We start from the raw sequence: 19,022 nt of genomic DNA, 5'->3' as shown, positions 1-19,022 counted from the left end.
CAGCAAACCTTTTTAATGAGAGCGTTTGGTGAATATCCTTATCCTCGGTCCAGGTGCGGTGGGCTCACTCTGGGCAACAAAATTTCAGCTTGCCGGGCACAATGTTTCATTGTGGGGAAGAAGTTCAGAGAGCCAACAATCACTTCAGTTGGATGACACACCCGCAATCGTATTCAGTAATCAAGATATTTCCTCCGTAAATCAAGCGGATCTCATTTTGATCACGGTAAAAGCTTGGCAAGTGGAAGACGCCATTCAGCCTTTACTGCCTCATATCAACGCAGACACGATTATCATGCTGATGCACAATGGTATGGGTACCGCCTCTGGCGTGGAGACGGTTGTGCCAAACAATCCGATAGTGCTCGCCACAACGACGCACGGCGCATACAAACCAGATAACCAACACGTACTGCATACCGGTCACGGAACAACGCAAGTGGGTGGTTATAATGACAAGGGAATGCAGTGCGCTTTTCTGCAAGATGTTATGCATCATGCCCTTCCAGAGGCCATTTGGAATCCACACATCCAATCTGCGTTATGGACTAAGTTAGCAATTAACTGCGCGATTAACCCACTGACTGCGATTCACCAGTGTAAGAATGGTGAGCTTGCGCAGCCCGAGTTTAAGATACAACTCGAAAGCATCACTCAAGAATTGGTTGAAGTAATGAGTAAAGAAGGTATTGCTATAGAGTTTCGCTCTCTTTTCGATACGGTAATGCAAGTGGTGAACGCCACAGCTGAGAACTATTCTTCAATGAGACAAGACGTATTCCATCAGCGTCGAACGGAAATTGATTTTATAACCGGATACTTGTTAAAGGCAGCCGAGAAACATCGCATCAATACGCCTGAGAATTTAAAACTTTACCAACGCATCAAACAAATAGAACAAAGCTGGACAGAACAATGAGTAAGAAAATCTTAGTGCCAATCGCTCCGGGCACCGAAGAAATGGAAGCCGTCACCGTTATCGACATGATGGTTCGCGCGGGTTATGACGTTACGGTAGCGAGTGCTGCTTTTGATGGCTCATTGACGATGAAAGCTTCTCGCGGAGTCACATTAACAGCCGATTGTAAGCTGGTCGATATCGCTGATGATGAGTTTGACGCCATAGCGCTTTCTGGTGGTGTTGGTGGTGCAGAAATTTTCCGTGATAGCACGGTGATGATAGAAATCCTTAAGCAGCACATCTACGAGGGAAAGTTGGTCGCTGCTATCTGCGCAGCACCGGCGTTGGTATTGCAACACCATGATCTTTTCCCACAATCACTGATGACCTGTCACCCGAGCTTTCAGTCACATATCCCGGAAGAGAAGTGGCGCAGCAAACGCGTGACCTTTGATATCAACCACAACCTGATCACCAGTCAAGGTCCGGGCACTGCTTTAGAGTTCGCAATGGAAGTAATCATTCAACTCTCAGGTAAAAAACACGCATGGTCAGTTGCTGAACCAATGATCCCTCTGCCTACTCTGCATTACCATAAGCTTGGTGAAGAATAATGTTTGACGTAAATTCTGTACGTGAGCAATTTCCCGCTCTAAATCAATCCGTCAACGATACGCCCTTAGTGTATCTAGATAGCGCAGCCACAACGCAAAAACCGCAATGTGTGATTGATGTCATCAGTCATTACTACAGTGCGCAAAATGCCAATGTTCACCGTGGCAGTCATAGTTTAACGGCTAATGCCACCAGCCAATTTGAAGCGGCACGAGAACGAGTGGCAAACTTTATTGGTGCAAACAGCTCTAAAGAGATCATTTGGACACGGGGCGCAACCGAAGCACTGAACTTAATTGCTCAGACTTACGCCCGCAGCACGTTACAACCGGGTGATGAGATCTTGATTAGCGAGATGGAGCACCACGCTAACATCGTGCCTTGGCAAATCGTGGCAGAGCAAACGGGCGCCAAAGTCATAAAAGTTCCAATGACATCAGATTGCCAGTTCGACATCAGTGCATTTAAGGCGCTTCTGTCTGACCGCTGTAAAATTGTTGCTTGTGCGCAAATCACCAACGTCACGGGCACACGACAACCTATCGAAAAAATCACTGAACTAGCGCACAGCGTTGGCGCGGTTGTTGTGATTGATGGCGCTCAAGGCATCGTCCATGAGCAGCTTGATTTATCGGTATCAGATATCGATTTTTACGTTTTCTCAGGTCACAAGCTTTATGCGCCAACAGGTATTGGCGTCCTATACGGCAAACTAGAGTTATTAGAAGCTATGCCACCATGGCACGGCGGCGGTAAAATGGTTGAGCGCGTTTCTTTCGAGAAAACGACCTTTTCAGCACTTCCTGGCAAATTTGAAGCGGGCACACCAAACGTAGCGGGCGCGATTGCTTTAGCGAAAGCCATTGAGTGGTACCAAGGCTTTGACTATCACGAAGTCGAGGATCATCTCCATGTGCTTCAGGATAAGGCCTACCGAGCACTAAACGCGTTGGATGACATCCATATTCTAGGCTATCAACCGAATGCCTCTGTACTGACGTTCGTAATGGACGGCGTTCATCACCAAGACATGGCGACGCTGCTCGATCAACAAGGCATTGCGGTACGAGCAGGACACCATTGCGCTCACCCATTGATGGATGCGCTAAACGTCAAAGGAACGGTACGCGTTTCTTTTGGTATTTATAACACGGCAGAAGATGTGGATAGGCTCATCGCCGCCGTAGAGAAAGCCGTCGACATGTTATAACGCCCACCTTTCGACTTGGAGTAACCAACAAGGTTACTCCATCTGCCTATCCAGAGTCGCCACGCAATTTCTGCCATTTCTTTTCGCAGCATAAAGCGCTTTATCTGCATGCGCATACAAGCGTTTGGTGGTTTCATTTCTGCCTATTTTGACCACGCCTACGCTCACCGTGACCGGAATTTCAATCTTTTCAAATTCAAACTGGCAATTTTGAATATGGGAACGTACTTCCTCTCCCACTTCTTTCGCCGCCGATAGAGAGGTTTCTGGCAGGATAATCGCAAACTCCTCCCCTCCGACTCTTGCAAAAATCTCGTCTTTAACCAACAAGTGTGAAACCAAATCGGCTAATGTTTCTAAGACATAATCTCCCGCATCATGGCCACGTTTATCATTGATAACTTTAAAAAAATCCAAATCAAACAATAATAGAGCAGATTGGTAGTCAGGAGTTTGGGATTTAATGACTTCTTCTGTGAGCTTTTCGAAAAAAACACGTCGATTGTAGATGTTTGTGAGAGCGTCAATTTGGCTTTGGTGGCGAAGAAGGGTTTCGACTCGGTGGCGGTTGGAAATGTTGCGGGTAAGAATGAGAACAACGCGGCGACCTTGATAGTTTATAGTGAGCGGACAGATTTTCCCTTCGTAATAGAGGTCGCCTTTTGGCCCACTGTTCGCATCTATTCCCTGAATGCTGTCGGCGCACATCTTGTACTCGATCGTCACAATACTGTCTTGATTGAGTGACCGATTGATCTGTTCGATAAACCAGTCGGCTTGCTCTTTCTCAAGTACGCTGTGCAGCGTCTTACCTATCAAATTGCTTCCATCGTGATAGGCTTTTTTGTCTGTTCCTCCAAAAACATCAATATAGATACCATCTTCACTCAAAATAAAAGTGGGGTCAGGCATTCCGGATAACACGTCTTGCGCATGTTCCAAGGTGAATTGCATACAGGGAGGTTCCTAGCGTTTGTATCTAAGTAACCCAATCGCTTCCAAATGTGTTTCAACATTGGGGAATAGAAGCGAATGGGGCATATGTCTATTATCTAATATAGACAAATTTTAAATACAATTGAGTCTATAAAAACCAAGTGGGCAATATAATGAATCTGGATCAATAGAAAGGTCAATTAAAGCCAAAATAGTCGACTATTTGCATATTTTTTATTCACACGCAAAAAACGTCTCAACTCAGATACAAAAAACGCCAAACAGCTAGCTATTCGGCGTTTTTTAAAAATTGGGGAAATGGCTCATTACACGACAGTGTGCTTAATCTGCTCAACAATAGCTTTCAGGCCATTACCACGTGATGGGCTTAAATGCGCGATGAGTCCCAGTTGCTCAAAATAAGCATCAATGTCAAACGCTCGAATTTGATCGGCCGTTTTACCGTCATAAGCCGCCATCACCAACGCAATTAATCCGCGCACAATGCGCGCATCGGAATCTGCACAAAAATGCCAAACGCCATCTTGCTCTTGGCTCACTAGCCACACCAAGCTTTCACAGCCCGAAACGGTAACTTGTTCTGATTTCAGCTCTTCTGGCATTTGTGGCAGCTTTTTACCCCACTGAATAACCTGACGGTAACGATCTTCCCAGCCTTTAAATTGCTGCATAGTCGCTACAATGTCTTCGCTGGTGATATCTGTACCAAATGGAGAAACGGGAAAATCTGTCATGATGCGCTCTTCTTCTAGTTTACTTCTTATATTTTGAAATCAACTTCTCAACGATTCGCGATACCGCGACAAAGCCAAACGTTGCAGTTACGACAGTCGCCGCACCAAAACCGCTAGCGCAATCCATACGTTTTGGGCCTTCCGCTGTCGACTTCACACCACACACTGAACCGTCTGCTTGAGGGTACTTCAGTTGCTCGGTTGAAAACACGCAATCAATACCAAACTTACGAGCCGGGTTCTTAGGGAAGTTATGATGACGACGCAGGGTGTCTTTGATTTTCTTCGCTAGAGGATCTTGGATCGTTTTCGTTAAATCAGCGACCATGATCTGCGTTGGGTCAACCTGACCACCAGCGCCCCCCGTAGTGATCACTTTGATCTTGTTGCTGCGGCAATACGCCAACAAAGACGCCTTCGCTTTTACGCTGTCAATGGCATCCAACACGTAATCAAACTCTTTGCTTAAGTACTCATGTTGATTGTCTGGCGTGATGAAATCATCAATCAGATTGACTTTACACTCTGGGTTGATCAATTTGACACGCTCGGCCATCACTTCAATCTTGCTTTGGCCAACGGTGCCCGTCATCGCATGAATTTGGCGGTTAATGTTCGTGACACAAACATCGTCCATATCAATCAGAGTTAGCTCACCGATCCCCGTACGAGCCAGCGCTTCCACCGCCCATGAACCTACGCCACCAATACCAATCACACAAACGTGTGCAGCGCGAAGAATGTCCACTTCGCTGTTGCCATAAAGACGACGAGTGCCGCCAAAGCGTTGATTATAGCTGTCAGATGCTGGGGTATCGAGTTCACGCATATTGAAGTCCAGATGATCGATAGAAAAACAAAGAGTGCGATTTATACGCACTCTTTGATGAAATGTCTAGATAAGAGAGTGTTCCTCTCTCTTGGACGACTATTGTAGCTTTTCTGGCGGTAAAGCCCAAGGCGCTTGAGTTGGTGAGTTTTCTAACCCAAGCTTCCACACTCGACCAAAATGCTTGTAGTGCCCTGCTTCCGTTCCTGCTCTCGCACCAATGCCATGATACAGATCCAAATGGTTCTGTTTTACCGCACCACCAGTGTCTAAAACGATCAGCATTCGCAGTTGATGCGCACCGCTCCACGTACCATCGGCATTCAACAGCGGCACTTCCGCCAAGATTGGTGTGCCCATTGGTAAGATAGAACGATCGCCTGCGACGGCAGCCATTGGCAACAAAGGAATACCAGCCGACCCCGTTACTGGCGCTTCCGCTTTTGGCGCAAAGAAAACGTAAGAAGGGTTTTGCTCCAACAACTCGCGTACTGTTGCATCGTCGTTGTCCATCACCCACTCTTTGATTGCTTTGAGGGACATTTTTTCACGCGGGACTTCACCACGCTCAATCAAAATGCGGCCAATGCTGACGTAAGCTTTATTGTTTTTACCCGCGTACGCAAAGTACTCCAACGTATCATCATCTTCAAAATGCACGTAGCCACTGCCTTGCACTTCCATCATAAATGGGTCGATACGATTAGGCGCGTAACCTAGCACCAAACCTTGTCCATCTAGTGCTCCATTGTAGATCTCCGCGCGAGTCGGACAATCTGATGAGCAGTTTGGTTTGCCATAAACTGGGTACTTAAAAATGTCGTTTGGTGTATGACGCAGTTCCATCACGGGAGAAAAGTATCCGGTAAACAACACATTACCTTTTTTATCACCACCTCCCAATTGCGCGGCTTGAATGCCAAACGCACTCAACGCACTGGTATCTCCGCTCTGTTGCGCCCACTCACTTAATCGTTGATATAGCGGTTGGTACATCTTCGCCATGGATGGTGACTTTATCACCACTTGCTCAGCTTGCTTGTTAAATTCAGTAAAATCGCGTGGTTTGTTAGACTCAACCACATCCACTTGATTGAGGATCTGAGGAAACTCACCATCAAGATATTGCTGAGCACGATCATTTTGTTGAGCACAGCCAAAGAGTAGGCTCAAAGAGATAATAGGAAGGAGTTTTTTTAACACGTGTCTTTTCCGTAAAAGAGAATAGCAAAAGGATGGCAAACAAATGCATACGACGCAATTGAAAAGCAACGACAAAATGTTTCAACGCTAAGCCAATCCGTTTACTCGTTGTGAATTCATTCAGTTAATGCAACATGATAACAGCGGAAGAATTACGGAATTGTCCGGATTATGTTTGAAAGTAAGATTTACCTATTGAGAGATGAAATTGTGATCATCCATGTGACTCACAGACGCAAGAGATCTCTGCTTAAAAGACAATGATAAAACGACTATCTTACCGCAATCCTTGCACGCCCCTCTAAACGGAATACAGGTAGATAATGTGCATTGGCATCCAGCTTCATTTCTGCATGCTGCTTACCCACAAAATTGAAGTGCCGCTCATTTGAACCCACTCGATACGAAAACGAATCCCCATCGAATTCAAAACTGGTAGCCACTGTAGAACCATTTACAGTAACACCGTGCTCACTCAACACAAATTCTTCACGAGCATAAGGCGCAACATCTTGCTCAACCCAGCGGCCATAAATAGTCGATTTAGGAATAGGCGGATTAATGGTTCGAGTAATCAAATCACTATACAGCATGCACACGACAACGGTTCCAACTATCGCTATAAGCATAAGAGAACGCTCTAGCCACTTACGAAGCATTGATTTAGATGACGTTTTTGACAGATTTGAAGCAGTGATCGCAGCATTCTTATTAACAGCAGAAGACATGAGGTTCACGTATTGAGAAAAGACGCGCTCATTGTAACTCTCCCCCTCAACGGGACCAAGAACCTACCTCAATATGTTTGTGCTTTATTCCAAAATTTCACCTTGCCACCAAGTGAATAAAAAGGCATTATTTTGACATAATTAAACAAAGGAATGGCTGTAGTGAAAATTCGTAGTACTGCTCTCGTAAAAGGATTCCGTCAATCAACACCTTATGTCAATGCTCACCGCGGAAAAACCATGGTGATCATGCTGGGCGGAGAAGCCGTCGCACACAAAAATTTTGGCAATATTATTAATGATATCGCACTCATGCACAGCCTCGGAATTAAAGTCGTGGTGGTGTATGGTGCACGTCCTCAAATTAATCAGCTGCTAGAAAAACAAGACCTCACTACGCCTTACCACAAAAATATCCGCATTACGGATGAATCGGCTTTATCTGTTGTTATGCAAGCTGCCGGACAACTTCAACTTGCGATTACTGCGCGCCTATCAATGAGCCTCAACAACACTCCGATGGCAGGCACCCAGCTCAATGTCGTTAGCGGAAACTACATCATTGCTCAGCCACTTGGCGTTGATGATGGTGTGGACTATTGCCATAGTGGACGCATTCGCCGCATTGACACCGACGCGATTAATCGCACGCTCGACCAAGGCTCTATTGTGCTACTTGGCCCCATTGCGAGCTCTGTGACTGGCGAGTGTTTTAACTTACTTTCTGAAGAAGTTGCGACACAACTGGCGATCAAATTAGGCGCAGACAAACTGATTGGTTTCTGTTCAGAACAAGGTGTCATTGATGACAACGGTAATGCTGTCGCCGAGTTGCTGCCAATTGAGGCGGAGCATGTTATCAAAACGCTCTCTGAAAATACGTCTCCTGACCTAGATTACAACACTGGGACACTGCGCTTTCTTAAAGGCTCTATTGCCGCTTGCCGTGCCGGAGTACCTCGTAGCCACTTGATCAGTTATAAAGTAGATGGCGCCTTAATTCAGGAGTTGTTCTCTTTCGACGGCATCGGAACCCAAGTTGTTATGGCGAGCGCTGAACAAGTGAGGCAAGCCAATATTGACGATATTGGCGGTATCTTAGACCTCATTCGTCCTTTAGAAGAACAAGGTGTACTCGTTAGGCGCTCTCGAGAGCAGCTTGAGCAAGAGATTGGAAAATTTACCATCATCGAGAAAGACGGCTTGATTATTGGCTGCGCAGCTCTTTATCCGTATCCAGAAGAGCGCAAAGCTGAGATGGCTTGCGTAGCGATTCACCCTGACTATCGTGATGGAAACCGAGGTTTGTTACTGCTCAACTACATGAAACATCGTTCTAAATCCGAAACCATTGATCAAATCTTTGTCCTCACGACACACAGTCTGCATTGGTTCAGAGAACAAGGTTTTTACGAAGTCAGTGTCGACTATTTACCTGGAGCCAAACAAGGGTTATATAACTTCCAGCGTAAGTCAAAAATCTTAGCGCTAGATTTGTAGCTTAACCTTAAATCAGGAAGAGAAATTTAAGGTTCCGCTATACCAACACCTCAAGGTGCGGGATTCAGCTCATTGACGCTCAATCCCACACATCAAGTTTGTTTTGGAGTAAAGCCTCACATAAATCCTGCTTCGAGCTAGTGAGTCATCATGTAAACACCAACTTAGAAATGCGCAAACCATTGCTTAATTTTCGTTCCAATTTTATCTTTTAAATATACATTTGGTTGGCTATACTCTGCTCGCTAGTGATTGGTTTTTAACCAATACGAATGGATCTAGGTGATGTAATGTAGCCTTCACCCTAAAATACTGGGCAATTGAAAAACTAGTTAGCTCTGTATTGCACACCAAGGACAGTTGTTAATCTGACTTTAAATAAGCCGAGACGAGCACTGTTATGAGAACAATCATTTGTAATTCGCTTCAAAGCTTCTGGGATATGGCTGACAATCAGTTTTTAGAAGGCCTAGACGTCCACTGTGTTTTCCCCGTAAATGACGCTATCCGAGATTTTATTCTTGCTTATCAACAGCAATACAAAATACGCAGCGTGTCTTTTACCAACGCGTTTGCAAAACATGCATAAAGGAAGACCGAGCCATAAGCTCGGTCTTCTTGTTTTAGTTAGTAAGCCGCTGTACTAATCCACTCGCACGAGTGGTTTTCACTTTAATACCTCGCTTCAGAACATTGAGTTCGGCGTAAAGAGCTAAACGCTTTTTCGCGCGGGTAATGCCTGTGTAAATCAACTCACGAGTTAATATCGGGCTAAAGTCTGGTGGCAAAATCATCAGGGTGTAATCAAATTCACTGCCTTGCGATTTATGGATGGTCATGGCGTAAGCCGTTTCATGTTCAGGCACTCGGCTTGGCAAGACCGATTTCACACTGCCGTCAGGTAACTCGAAAAAGACTTTCAAACGCGGTTCTTCTTCACTGTCATCTCGCATACAAATACCAATATCACCGTTATACAAACCTAAACCGTGATCATTACGCGTAACCATGACGGGTCTGCCGTGATACCAAATTTCATCCTGAACCTGAATTAACTTGCGCGCCGCGAGCGCTTTCTCGATGCGTTGGTTTAGCCCAGCCACACCGAAGTCACCTTCACGGATCGCGCACAGCAGTCGGCATTGGTTGAAGGTATCTAACACCGCTTTGGCTTTGTGCGTTAGCGACTCTGGCTCTCCGGTTTTAGGATCAGTTTCCTGTTGTCCAATTCGTTTGAGGTAACGACCGTATTCCTGCACCAACGTCTGCATCATTTGGTTGTAATGCTGACTACTTAGCGCGAAATGTTCGATGTCAGAAAAGTCACGCGCCCAGACGTTATCTACGCTCGCAGCAGAACCGGAATTAACCGCTTTTGCCAACTGACCAATGCCTGAGCGAGCGTCAAATCGGTAGCTCTTTTGCAGCATACATAAACTATCAGCAATGCTAGATGCACTGTTACCCGTATGGGCTAAAGTATCGAACCCCGTCAGTTTTGCGATGGCTGACGCCTGCTCTTTGCCATAACCCAATGCATGGAACGAACAGATATCACCCAACACTGCCCCTGCTTCAACTGAGGCAAGTTGGTCTTTATCACCTAACAAAATCAGCCGCGCATGTTTCGGTAAGGCATCGACCACTTTGTACATCATCGGTAAATCGACCATCGACGCTTCGTCGATAACTAAAATATCCAAATGCAGTGGATTTTGCTTGTTGTGACGAAATTCTGCGCTATTAGGAATCGCGCCAAGTAATCGATGCAAGGTGCTCGATTCAGTCGGAATTTTGGCTTTTAGCTCCGGAGAAACTGGCAGTTCTTGCACTGCTTTACCAATGGACTCGGTTAATCGCGCCGCCGCTTTCCCCGTCGGGGCCACCAGCTTGATGGTTAGATTTTTCTCGTGCGTCGCCTGTTCAATCAAAGCAGCAAGCAATTTGGTTACTGTCGTCGTTTTACCCGTACCAGGACCACCAGAAATCACAGCAAATCGACGAGTTAACGCAACCGCCGCCGCGACTTTTTGCCAGTTCACACAAGCTGAGAGTGGTACGAGTTCATCCAGTGTTTGCAAATCCTGAACCTTGCGCGCATTGCTAAGCACGGAATCAATGGCGTGCCAATCCAACGATTCGCTTGCGACCACATCAAGGTGGTCACACACCAATTGCTGACGCAACACTTGATTGCTGCTTCCCGCTTCTACTGCTTTGCCTAACGCGTTAAATAGAAAATGGTATTGGCGCGCAAACAGATGGTTGAGCAACTCGGATAATCGCACAAACTCTTGTGGTTGCAAGTTAACTGCGGCGCCCAACTGATTGAGCTTTTCCGCCAGTGTCACTTCATAATGCCAATAGCGGTGCAGATACAGACGCTCACCATCGAACATTAAAGGCAAGGCTTCTCCTTGCGCGCCGACCACGCTGGAATTTTGTAATACTTCAATCCAGTCTATGCCTTGCAACTGTGTGTTGAGCGCCAATGCCGACTCACCAAACAGCCCTAGCTTACTGGCTAAATCCGTAGATTGCCCTTGTGCATCGAACAGAGACAGACAGATATGTCCTTTGCCAAGCTCACTACTGACAACACCCGCGATAAACGCCAATGCTTGGTTGTCAGGCTGTTCATCATTAGTTTGAGAATCAATAAAGCAGGCGAATTGGTAGTCGAGCTGACGAAGCGCGCCTTTGTGCGCCAAGCGTTCCAACACTACCAATAGGCTATCTTGGTCAGAATGAAGATTGTGATTTGTCGTCATTAAAGTAGCTCCATCTGCCCGGCTTGAGTTGAGCGCGTTTCAAGTACTTGACCATCAATCAAACGATCCATCTCTTGTAAGAACTCTAAGGTTGGTTTCGCGGCAAAAATGCCGTGGTCACTCTGCCCATCCATGCCGCGCAAGAACAAGTAATACACGCCACCGAAGTGCTGCTCATATTGATAATTCGCCAATCGGCTGCGTAGGAAACGATGCAGTGCTAACGCATAAATCTGATACTGCAAATCGTAGCGGTGATCCGCCATGGCCGATTTCAGAGCCTCACCATGGTAGCTCGTTACATCGTCGCCAAGATGATTCGATTTCCAGTCAAGCACGTAGTATTTACCTTGATGTTCAAACACCAAGTCGATAAAACCTTTGAGCATGCCTTGCACGGTTTGGAAACCTAAATCCCCCGCTTTCGCCGACAACGGATCGTGACGTTGAATGACTCGGTTTAACGCCGGTGCAGACAACACTTCAATCGGCAACAAAAATTCCATCTCCACCAAACGTTGCGACGGTGCTTTTTGATTCAGCAGCAAAGACTTACCATCCAACGGCGTTGCGAGTACGGTATCAATCAATTGTTGTAAAATGGGCAACCACTCTTCATCGAGCTGTTCGCTTTCCATCAAACCAAGGATGATTTGTGTATTCTCTTCCGTCGTGGCTGGCTGAGTAAACTCAATTTCCTCAAACAGGCTGTGCAGGAACGTACCCGGACGCGCACCACGTGGAAAGGTAAAAATCGAACGCTCTGGCTCCAGTAAATCCGCTTCGTCTTGTTCTTCAGATGAGTCGATATCAAAACCCGTAATCTCAATCGTGGCATCATGCTCGGCGTGATGAGAGCCTTGCTTGACCAAGCCAGAATAACTGGTGATGCGCCAGTTTCTGTCGATAGGGTTTTGCAGTTCTTTCGCGCTAAGATCGTGTATTTCTTCTTGTGGCGCTACGTACTTCTCTTCGAGTTGCTGCGGCGGATCGGCCACAACGACACAATCAAGCTCGTCTTGTTGCTGTGTTAAACCTTGGTGCAAATCGTTAATGCCACCTTCTTGACCATTCTGAATCAAATAGCCAATCGCACTGCGGTGTACGCCAGTTGGCTCTTTGGTCGAACGACCATTGCGCAAAGGCGAGGCTCCAATAAAACACGCATACACAGCACGCGTTAGTGCCACGTATATCAAGCGTAAGTCTTCCGCCAAACGCTCTTTATCCGCTTGCTTCATGGACGCATCGTTGCCAGTGATATCCAGTACCGTGCGGTCATTGGCTGCATCGTAATATTTGGCTTCACTGGCTTCTCGATAGCTGAACACAAACGGCAGAAATACGAGGTCATACTCCAAGCCTTTTGATTTGTGAATAGTTACGATCTGCACTAAGTTACGTTCCGATTCTAAACGTTGGATTTGGTCATCACTGCCACCCAAACCGTTTTCCGCATCACTGATAGACTGAGCGAGCCAACGCAGCAGACCGTGGTCGCTATCCAGTTCATTACTGGCTTGTTGAAGCAGTTCACCGATGTGCATTAAATCGGTAAGTACTCGCTCACCATTCTCACCCTGTGAACTCGCACCTTCTTCTAGTAATCGCTCGGCAATATGGCGTTTGCTGATCACCGCGCGTAACATCGGCAGCACACCACGCTGAACCCAAAGTTTGCGATATTCTTTGAATTCGTTTACGGCATTTTCCCACACCACTTCATCGTTATTAAGCGCATCCAAACTTGCTGCATCGAGGGCAAACAGCTCAGAGGCAAGACTTGCACGCAGCGCACGGTCATTTTCTGGAGTCAGCACCGCTTGCAGCAAACGCTGTAGATCCTGCGCCACCGAACTGGTAAACACACTGTCTCGGTTAGACAGGTACACACTGGCAATGCCTTGGTCTGCTAGCGCTTGTTTGATCATTCGACCTTCACTACCTGTTCGAACCAACACCGCGATATCGCCCGCTTGAACCGCTTTCTGTTTTTCGCCATTCACCAGACACGCTTGCCCCTGTTGAGCCTGCGTCAAAATAGTTTGGATTTGGCTTGCGGTCGCCTCTGCCATTCGAGTCAAATACTCGCCTTTTGGTAGCGGTTTATCGTCCGCTTCTTGCAACCAATAAGTCAGCGCGGGTTGCTTTTGGCCACCCATAGTCCAAATGCGTTTTTCGGCATTGGGACTGTACTTAACGGGTAAGAACGGAATATCCGAATCATAGATAAATGGACTGTCTGGCAAAGCAAATACTTGGTTTACCGCCTGCACCATATCGGCACTTGAACGCCAGTTGGTTCCTAACGTGTAGTGGGCACTTACTTGGTTACGCGCTTTGATGTAAGTGAAAATGTCTGCTCCACGAAAGCCATAAATCGCCTGCTTGGGGTCACCGATCATAAACAAACCACATTCCGGGTTGTTCAGATAAATACGGCTGAAAATACTGTATTGAAGCGGGTCAGTATCTTGGAACTCGTCAATCATTGCGACAGGGTACAAAGTACGAATACGCGCCGCTAAAAGCTCGCTTTCGTCCGTATCGATAGAAGCAGAAAGTTGCGTCAGCAAATCATCGAAAGAGAGCCACTGTTTTTGATTTTTCGCATTGGCCAGCATCACACGACAATGCTCAATCGCATGCGCAAGCAGTGGCGCTTTTAAGCTGATTGGATTGGCAAGAAATGTTTCAATGGCTTCAAATACCGCGTGCTGCGGCGCACTGCCTTTCGGTGTTTTTTCCAACAAGACGTTTTGCGCGAATTTCTCCAGCTTGTCTGGATAATCGTAACCTGTAGTTTCCGTTGCCGCCCAAGCGTTTACCGCCTCCAACCACGTCGGCAGAGACTTTTTGGTGTAGCTGCGCTTGTTAATATCTGAATCTGAAATCAGCGTTAAGAAGTCATCTTGGCTTTCTCGCCACTGTGCTTTTAATTCATCAATTTTTTTCAAATTTTCAGTATGAAGATCAGCCAAACTGCCTTTCATTGCAGGAACAGAAAGGCTTAACGGCGCACCGGTTAAGTAATTGCTGATGTCAGACAACAACGCAGATGGAGAGCCCCATAGCTGGCGAATTTCTCCAGCCAAGGTAAATGGCAACGGGTAAAAGTTGCGGCGCCAGTAATCGGCTACAACTTGCGATTTTAGGTGACTTTCATCGGTCACAAACTCGTTATTAAATCGGCTGCCAGATTCAAACGCATTTTGCGTTAGCATGCGTTGGCAAAAACCGTGAATGGTGTAGACCGCCGCCTCGTCCATCTGACGCTCTGCCTGCAATAAAATTTCTGCGGCTTGCTTGTGATCGTCAAACTCATTAAGCAAAGGTTGGATCACCGGGTCGGAACTCTGTCCACGCGCAAACGCGATTCGCGCATCATGGATTCTTGCCCTGATACGATCGCGCAATTCCGCAGTTGCCGCTTCGGTAAAGGTTACAACCAGAATTTGGTCGACCGTAAGCGGTACGCGATGTCGAGTTTCCGCGCTGCCATGACCAAGCAAAAGACGCAGATATAAACCTGCAATAGTGAAGGTTTTACCTGTACCTGCTGATGCCTCGATTAACCTCGCACCATGCAGAGGAAACGTCATCGGTTCTAGTGGCGTTGGTTGAGGTTGCTCTGTGCGGTCTAACGTATGTAGAGGACACTCTGCACCTGACATTTGATCCATAACGCTGAATCTCTCCGGATTATTTACTAGGACGTATCACCTAATAAATGTGATCTATAGTTAAAAATTCTATTAATATGTTTAACAAGTTGGATAATTTAGAGCTTTGTGAGATCTTTCTCACGGTTATCCATAAGACGTACCGTTAGTATGCGCCCCACGAGATAAGCCAAACCTTTTTGGCGGCACAACTCAAATGAATTAAACAAAAGTATCATGGTCCCTCTGACCTTGTGGCCGTACAGCGAACGCCCTACAAAAAATAATGATTTTCTGGCGGCCACCCTACTCTTCCTTCTCTTTATCCAACTGTCTTTATTACGCTTTTACGTCATCAGCGTCTTGAACCGCTAAGCGCGCACCTTGCAAAACTAATGCTGTCAGCAAACGAACTTCTGAGGCCAACTCATCATTCCAAGCAGGCCAAATTCGAGAGATGTACGCATTATTGCCTTCACCCGGGCTCATGAAGCCATCATTGAATGCGTCAGCCATTTTCTTCAAAGATTTCTCTTCGTCATCGACCCACTGACCGCGGCTAAAGCCCGCTTCAACACAAGCCAACGCCGTTTTCGGGAAATAAGGCAAAGGCTTAGTCATGCCTTCGAAGAATAAGCGAACTAATTCAGTCAGTAGCTGTTTGGCATACTGCGCATCGGCAATTTCTGAGTAGATCAAATGCAGCGCGCCTTCTTTACGATCGTAGCCAATCAGGTGAGTTTTCTTGGCATAACCCGACGCCGACATGGCAAGGTGATCGATCCACGCTGCAAGGTAATCCTGCGATCGAATCTTACCGCTTCGATAGCGAATCAACCCAGATTGGTAACACTGGGTTAGCCAACCTGTTAGGCGAACGTTTTTCTCTTCGCCTTCATTTCGCTCAAATAAGGAGTCAAACGTCAGGTCGATTTCCAAATCGTCTTGAGGCGCACCAGATAAAAACGCCAGTTTATCCACCAGCTCTTCCGCCTGAACTCGGTTGGTTTCAAATTCGATATCACCAAACGCCCCCACCGGCAGTTTGCCTTGCGCACGCTGTTGACTCATAAAGTGTTTAAGCACCTCTGTTTTTTTCTCTGGCTGCATCAATGTCGTTTCAAGCAAGGCTTCTAACAGCTCATCACGCATTTGATAACTTTCCAAACCACCTAAAACAAAGGGTTCGTCGTCTTCCATCACCGGCAGTGGCGGTTCAAAGATTACTTTTAAGCGACGATTGAAAAAATACTGCACAGGTAAGCGCCAGAAACGTTGCAACTCGACTAAGTCGAGCTCAAGTGGGAACGTCGCTCCTAACAGATAGTCGTCTAATGCCCGATTAAAATCACGACGAACATAGCCTTGCGATTGACTACTTTGAGTCAATGCCGCTGGAATCCACTCTTTCGCGTAGCTGGCGTGCGTGCCTTGGAACGCACTTGGGCTAAACGGCACCATGGCGTGGGTATTCACCAACGCATTTAATAAATTGTCGCCAGACTCATCAACGGGCAACGCTTCATCACCACTTAAACAATAGTTTTGGTGGCAGTATTCCATCAGCTCAGAAACCAGAACCGAAGGCACTCGCTCGGTGTTGTCTTGGATTGAACGGCCAACATAACTGATGTAGAGCGTTTGCTGTGCAGACAACATCGCTTCGAGGAATAGGTAACGGTCATCATCTCGGCGCGAACGGTCGCCCGGCTTGGTTCTTCCCGTCATCAAGTCAAAGCCTTCTGGCGGCATAGAACGCGGGTACACGCCGTCATTCATCCCCAGTAGACATACGGTTCTAAACGGAATAGATCGCATCGGCATCAGGGTACAAAAGTTCACTTGACCAGCCAGGAAGCGCTGGCTGACTCGTGTGCCAGATAATTTGTTTTGAAGGTATTGGCTGATGATCGACGGCGATAACGCATCATCAAATGCGGCATCAGCTAATTGCTCTTTGAGTTGGCTGAGCGTATCTCGAATGGATTTGAGCGCCATTTCACCTTCTAACTCAACCGAGAAGAAGTCATCCAGCAGTGAAACTAATGTCTCTCGCCAACTATCAATAGTCTGAACATGAGAAAGTTTGCTTCGATAAGTGCTAATTTGTTGGATAAAGTGTGCCAACTTGCCCGCCAGCTCTGCGCCCATGCCTTGCACTTCGTTGTACGGAGACAAACTGCCTTGCTCGGTTTCAAACAAACCTGCGGATTCTGGCATCGCGTAGCCAAGCAACATGCGTTGAATACCAAATTGCCATGTGTTTTGACGGGTTTCCGGCAGTTCAAATTCGCGTCCGGTATTGGCATCCAACCCCCAGCGAATTCCCGATTCTTCAACCCATTGTTTGGCTTGTAAGAAATCATCTTCGCTGAGTTCAAAACGCTTTAATATCGCTGGAGTTTCCAGAAGTTCGAGTAGTTCTGATGCCAAACAGCGCGTATTGGGTAAGTTCACCAACTGCATAAATGCGGCCAGAATTGGGCTCTCTTGATCGGCGGTTCGGTCAGAAATCGAATAGGGAATAAAACGCTCACCCGGTGCGTTACCAAAGACCGCCTGAATCGCAGGGCTGTAAGCGTTGATGTCCGCGACCATCACGATAATATCGCGCGGTTTTAACGTTGGGTCAGCATCGAACATCGCCAATAGTTGATCATGCAGCACTTCCACTTCACGCATCGGGCTGTGGCAAGCGTGCAGGCTGAGTGATTTATCACCCAAGCGAACCACTTGTTTGTGATGACTGTTTTCAATCTGTTGGTCATCTTGATGTTCTTCAAGATTGAGAATATCCGCTTGCAATTGATGGAGCAGACTGTCGCGCTCAACATCAACAAACGCTTCAATTTCATGAGACTCCAGCTGAGACAACAGATACATATTGTCACGCCCGAGTTTACCCATGGACGCCAACAGACTGTTTCCGACCACATCGGTGTGCAGCTCATCGATCACATTATCTTCCAGTGATCCTTTCAGTTGCTCAGTTTCACCTTGCACTTCCGAGTGATCGTCATGCCACACAACGTGCTGACGATGTTTCGCCGCCAAACGAGCCAGATATTTGCGATCTCGAACTTCACCCCAGTAATAACGACACGGGTTGGTGAACATCAGATGCACGTCGATGTGTTCACCAATTGCTTTTAGCGCATCCATATAGCGAGGCGGCAACGAAGAAATGCCAAAAACAAACAAACGCTTGGGTAAATGGTCAAAATTGCCGTTAAAACTCTCTAACGTGTCGATAAAGTGCTCATAAAGGTTGGCACGGTGATATGGAGACTGTCCTAATGACACAGTGTGATCATACAACGCTTGCCATAAGATCGGCTGCCACGGATGCTCATCTTCCAGCTCTGGCACACTATGCCCAGCTTCCCAACTTGCGATCCACTCCGGACGATACACCAAGTAACCATCGAAAATATCGGCAATTTTCTCAGCCAGCTGATACAGCTTAGAGTGATCACTGTCATCTTTGAGGTACTGCGCTAACGGCGAAAACACGTCTTGGTTGAGAAGCCCCGGCAGCAGATGCATCAACTTCCAAGTCATCGCTTCTTTGTTAAACGCACTGCGTTTTGGCACGTCTGGCAACACCTGCGTAAACATTTCCCAAATGAAGGTAGCAGGAAGCGGAAAATCAATGTTCGCGGCAACACCAAACTCTTTGGCCAATTCCATTTTTAGCCACTGGGACATGCCCGGACTTTGAACCAGAATTTGTTCTTTTTCGAACGGGTTTTCCAGCGGACCGATTCGAATCAGTTCGACAAGGAGTGATTTAAGAACGTCAACTTGGTTGGAGTGATAAACAGTAAACAAATTGGGAATACCGAGCGCCGATTGAAACTGTTAGCTAGCTTAGCACAGCCCCATTTAAACCCGCAGTGATCTCGCGTTCGG

The 19,022-nt window shown here is 46.8% G+C and carries 13 protein-coding genes; 5 read left to right on the top strand and 8 right to left on the bottom strand.

What is annotated here, in order from left to right; genetic code table 11:
• The first annotated feature begins 28 nt into the window (after window positions 1-28).
• Genes panE through csdA form a run of 3 tightly spaced genes read left to right on the top strand, consistent with a single transcriptional unit; the run spans window position 29 to window position 2,726 of the window.
• Window positions 29-919 carry a 2-dehydropantoate 2-reductase gene (panE, locus tag VEA_RS05790; protein ID WP_006742559.1) on the top strand — a complete coding sequence of 297 codons (891 nt, stop codon included), beginning with the start codon at window positions 29-31 and terminating at the stop codon, window positions 917-919.
• Window positions 916-1,515, top strand: coding sequence for a DJ-1 family glyoxalase III (locus VEA_RS05785; protein WP_006742560.1), 600 nt, complete (start codon window positions 916-918; stop codon window positions 1,513-1,515). The genes panE and VEA_RS05785 overlap by 4 nt, the downstream gene beginning before the upstream one ends.
• Complete coding sequence (gene csdA / locus VEA_RS05780) at window positions 1,515-2,726, top strand: cysteine desulfurase CsdA (protein ID WP_006742561.1); 1,212 nt, start codon at window positions 1,515-1,517, stop codon at window positions 2,724-2,726. Before VEA_RS05785 ends, csdA begins: the two co-directional genes overlap by 1 nt.
• 33 nt (window positions 2,727-2,759) lie before the next feature.
• On the opposite strand, the gene VEA_RS05775 is transcribed toward csdA, so the two are convergent.
• The 5 genes from VEA_RS05775 to VEA_RS05755 all read right to left on the bottom strand — a co-directional run bounded on the left by VEA_RS05775 (window position 2,760) and on the right by VEA_RS05755 (window position 7,177).
• Complete coding sequence (locus VEA_RS05775; RefSeq protein WP_005456666.1) at window positions 2,760-3,680, bottom strand: sensor domain-containing diguanylate cyclase; 921 nt, start codon at window positions 3,678-3,680, stop codon at window positions 2,760-2,762.
• A gap of 308 nt (window positions 3,681-3,988) precedes the next feature.
• Window positions 3,989-4,417, bottom strand: a complete 429-nt coding sequence (gene csdE / locus VEA_RS05770) for a cysteine desulfurase sulfur acceptor subunit CsdE (protein WP_012841481.1) — start codon at window positions 4,415-4,417, stop codon at window positions 3,989-3,991.
• Window positions 4,418-4,436: 19 nt separating this feature from the next.
• A complete protein-coding gene (tcdA, locus tag VEA_RS05765; protein ID WP_005380241.1) occupies window positions 4,437-5,246 on the bottom strand; it encodes a tRNA cyclic N6-threonylcarbamoyladenosine(37) synthase TcdA in 810 nt (269 codons plus the stop codon).
• 99 nt (window positions 5,247-5,345) lie between these two features.
• Window positions 5,346-6,449, bottom strand: a complete 1,104-nt coding sequence (mltA, locus tag VEA_RS05760) for a murein transglycosylase A (protein ID WP_012841480.1) — start codon at window positions 6,447-6,449, stop codon at window positions 5,346-5,348.
• A 272-nt stretch (window positions 6,450-6,721) separates the two neighbouring features.
• The gene (locus VEA_RS05755; protein ID WP_041852897.1) at window positions 6,722-7,177 is read right to left on the bottom strand and encodes a DUF2850 domain-containing protein; all 456 of its coding nucleotides are present in this window, start codon (window positions 7,175-7,177) and stop codon (window positions 6,722-6,724) included.
• Window positions 7,178-7,339: 162 nt separating this feature from the next.
• Here VEA_RS05755 and argA point away from each other — a divergent pair, with 162 nt between their 5' ends.
• On the top strand, window positions 7,340-8,677 hold the full coding sequence (gene argA / locus VEA_RS05750; protein ID WP_012841478.1) for an amino-acid N-acetyltransferase: 1,338 nt from the start codon (window positions 7,340-7,342) through the stop codon (window positions 8,675-8,677).
• A gap of 400 nt (window positions 8,678-9,077) precedes the next feature.
• The gene (locus VEA_RS23145; RefSeq protein WP_005380230.1) at window positions 9,078-9,266 is read left to right on the top strand and encodes a hypothetical protein; all 189 of its coding nucleotides are present in this window, start codon (window positions 9,078-9,080) and stop codon (window positions 9,264-9,266) included.
• A gap of 34 nt (window positions 9,267-9,300) precedes the next feature.
• Here VEA_RS23145 and recD read toward each other — a convergent pair whose 3' ends face one another.
• The 3 genes from recD to recC all read right to left on the bottom strand — a co-directional run bounded on the left by recD (window position 9,301) and on the right by recC (window position 18,941).
• The gene (gene recD / locus VEA_RS05745; protein WP_006742564.1) at window positions 9,301-11,448 is read right to left on the bottom strand and encodes an exodeoxyribonuclease V subunit alpha; all 2,148 of its coding nucleotides are present in this window, start codon (window positions 11,446-11,448) and stop codon (window positions 9,301-9,303) included.
• Window positions 11,448-15,122: an exodeoxyribonuclease V subunit beta gene (gene recB, locus VEA_RS05740; protein WP_012841477.1), complete on the bottom strand. Its 3,675-nt coding sequence runs from the start codon at window positions 15,120-15,122 to the stop codon at window positions 11,448-11,450. The genes recD and recB overlap by 1 nt, the downstream gene beginning before the upstream one ends.
• 327 nt (window positions 15,123-15,449) lie before the next feature.
• On the bottom strand, window positions 15,450-18,941 hold the full coding sequence (gene recC, locus VEA_RS05730; RefSeq protein WP_006742566.1) for an exodeoxyribonuclease V subunit gamma: 3,492 nt from the start codon (window positions 18,939-18,941) through the stop codon (window positions 15,450-15,452).
• Window positions 18,942-19,022 lie beyond the last annotated feature (81 nt).

The sequence above is a fragment of the Vibrio antiquarius genome, assembly GCF_000024825.1.
GTDB lineage: Bacteria > Pseudomonadota > Gammaproteobacteria > Enterobacterales > Vibrionaceae > Vibrio > Vibrio diabolicus.
The sequence above is the reverse complement of the archived record's forward strand: the minus strand, read 5'-3'. Positions and strand labels throughout refer to the sequence as shown.

Bases quoted from the DNA above. Each gene is read 5' to 3' on its own strand.
- VEA_RS05785 (WP_006742560.1), top strand. From the start codon at position 916: ATGAGTAAGAAAATCTTAGTGCCAATCGCTCCGGGCACCGAAGAAATG.
- csdA (WP_006742561.1), top strand. From the start codon at position 1,515: ATGTTTGACGTAAATTCTGTACGTGAGCAATTTCCCGCTCTAAATCAA.
- VEA_RS05775 (WP_005456666.1), bottom strand. From the start codon at position 3,680: ATGCAATTCACCTTGGAACATGCGCAAGACGTGTTATCCGGAATGCCT.
- csdE (WP_012841481.1), bottom strand. From the start codon at position 4,417: ATGACAGATTTTCCCGTTTCTCCATTTGGTACAGATATCACCAGCGAA.
- tcdA (WP_005380241.1), bottom strand. From the start codon at position 5,246: ATGCGTGAACTCGATACCCCAGCATCTGACAGCTATAATCAACGCTTT.
- VEA_RS05755 (WP_041852897.1), bottom strand. From the start codon at position 7,177: ATGTCTTCTGCTGTTAATAAGAATGCTGCGATCACTGCTTCAAATCTG.
- VEA_RS23145 (WP_005380230.1), top strand. From the start codon at position 9,078: ATGAGAACAATCATTTGTAATTCGCTTCAAAGCTTCTGGGATATGGCT.
- recD (WP_006742564.1), bottom strand. From the start codon at position 11,448: ATGACGACAAATCACAATCTTCATTCTGACCAAGATAGCCTATTGGTA.
- recB (WP_012841477.1), bottom strand. From the start codon at position 15,122: ATGTCAGGTGCAGAGTGTCCTCTACATACGTTAGACCGCACAGAGCAA.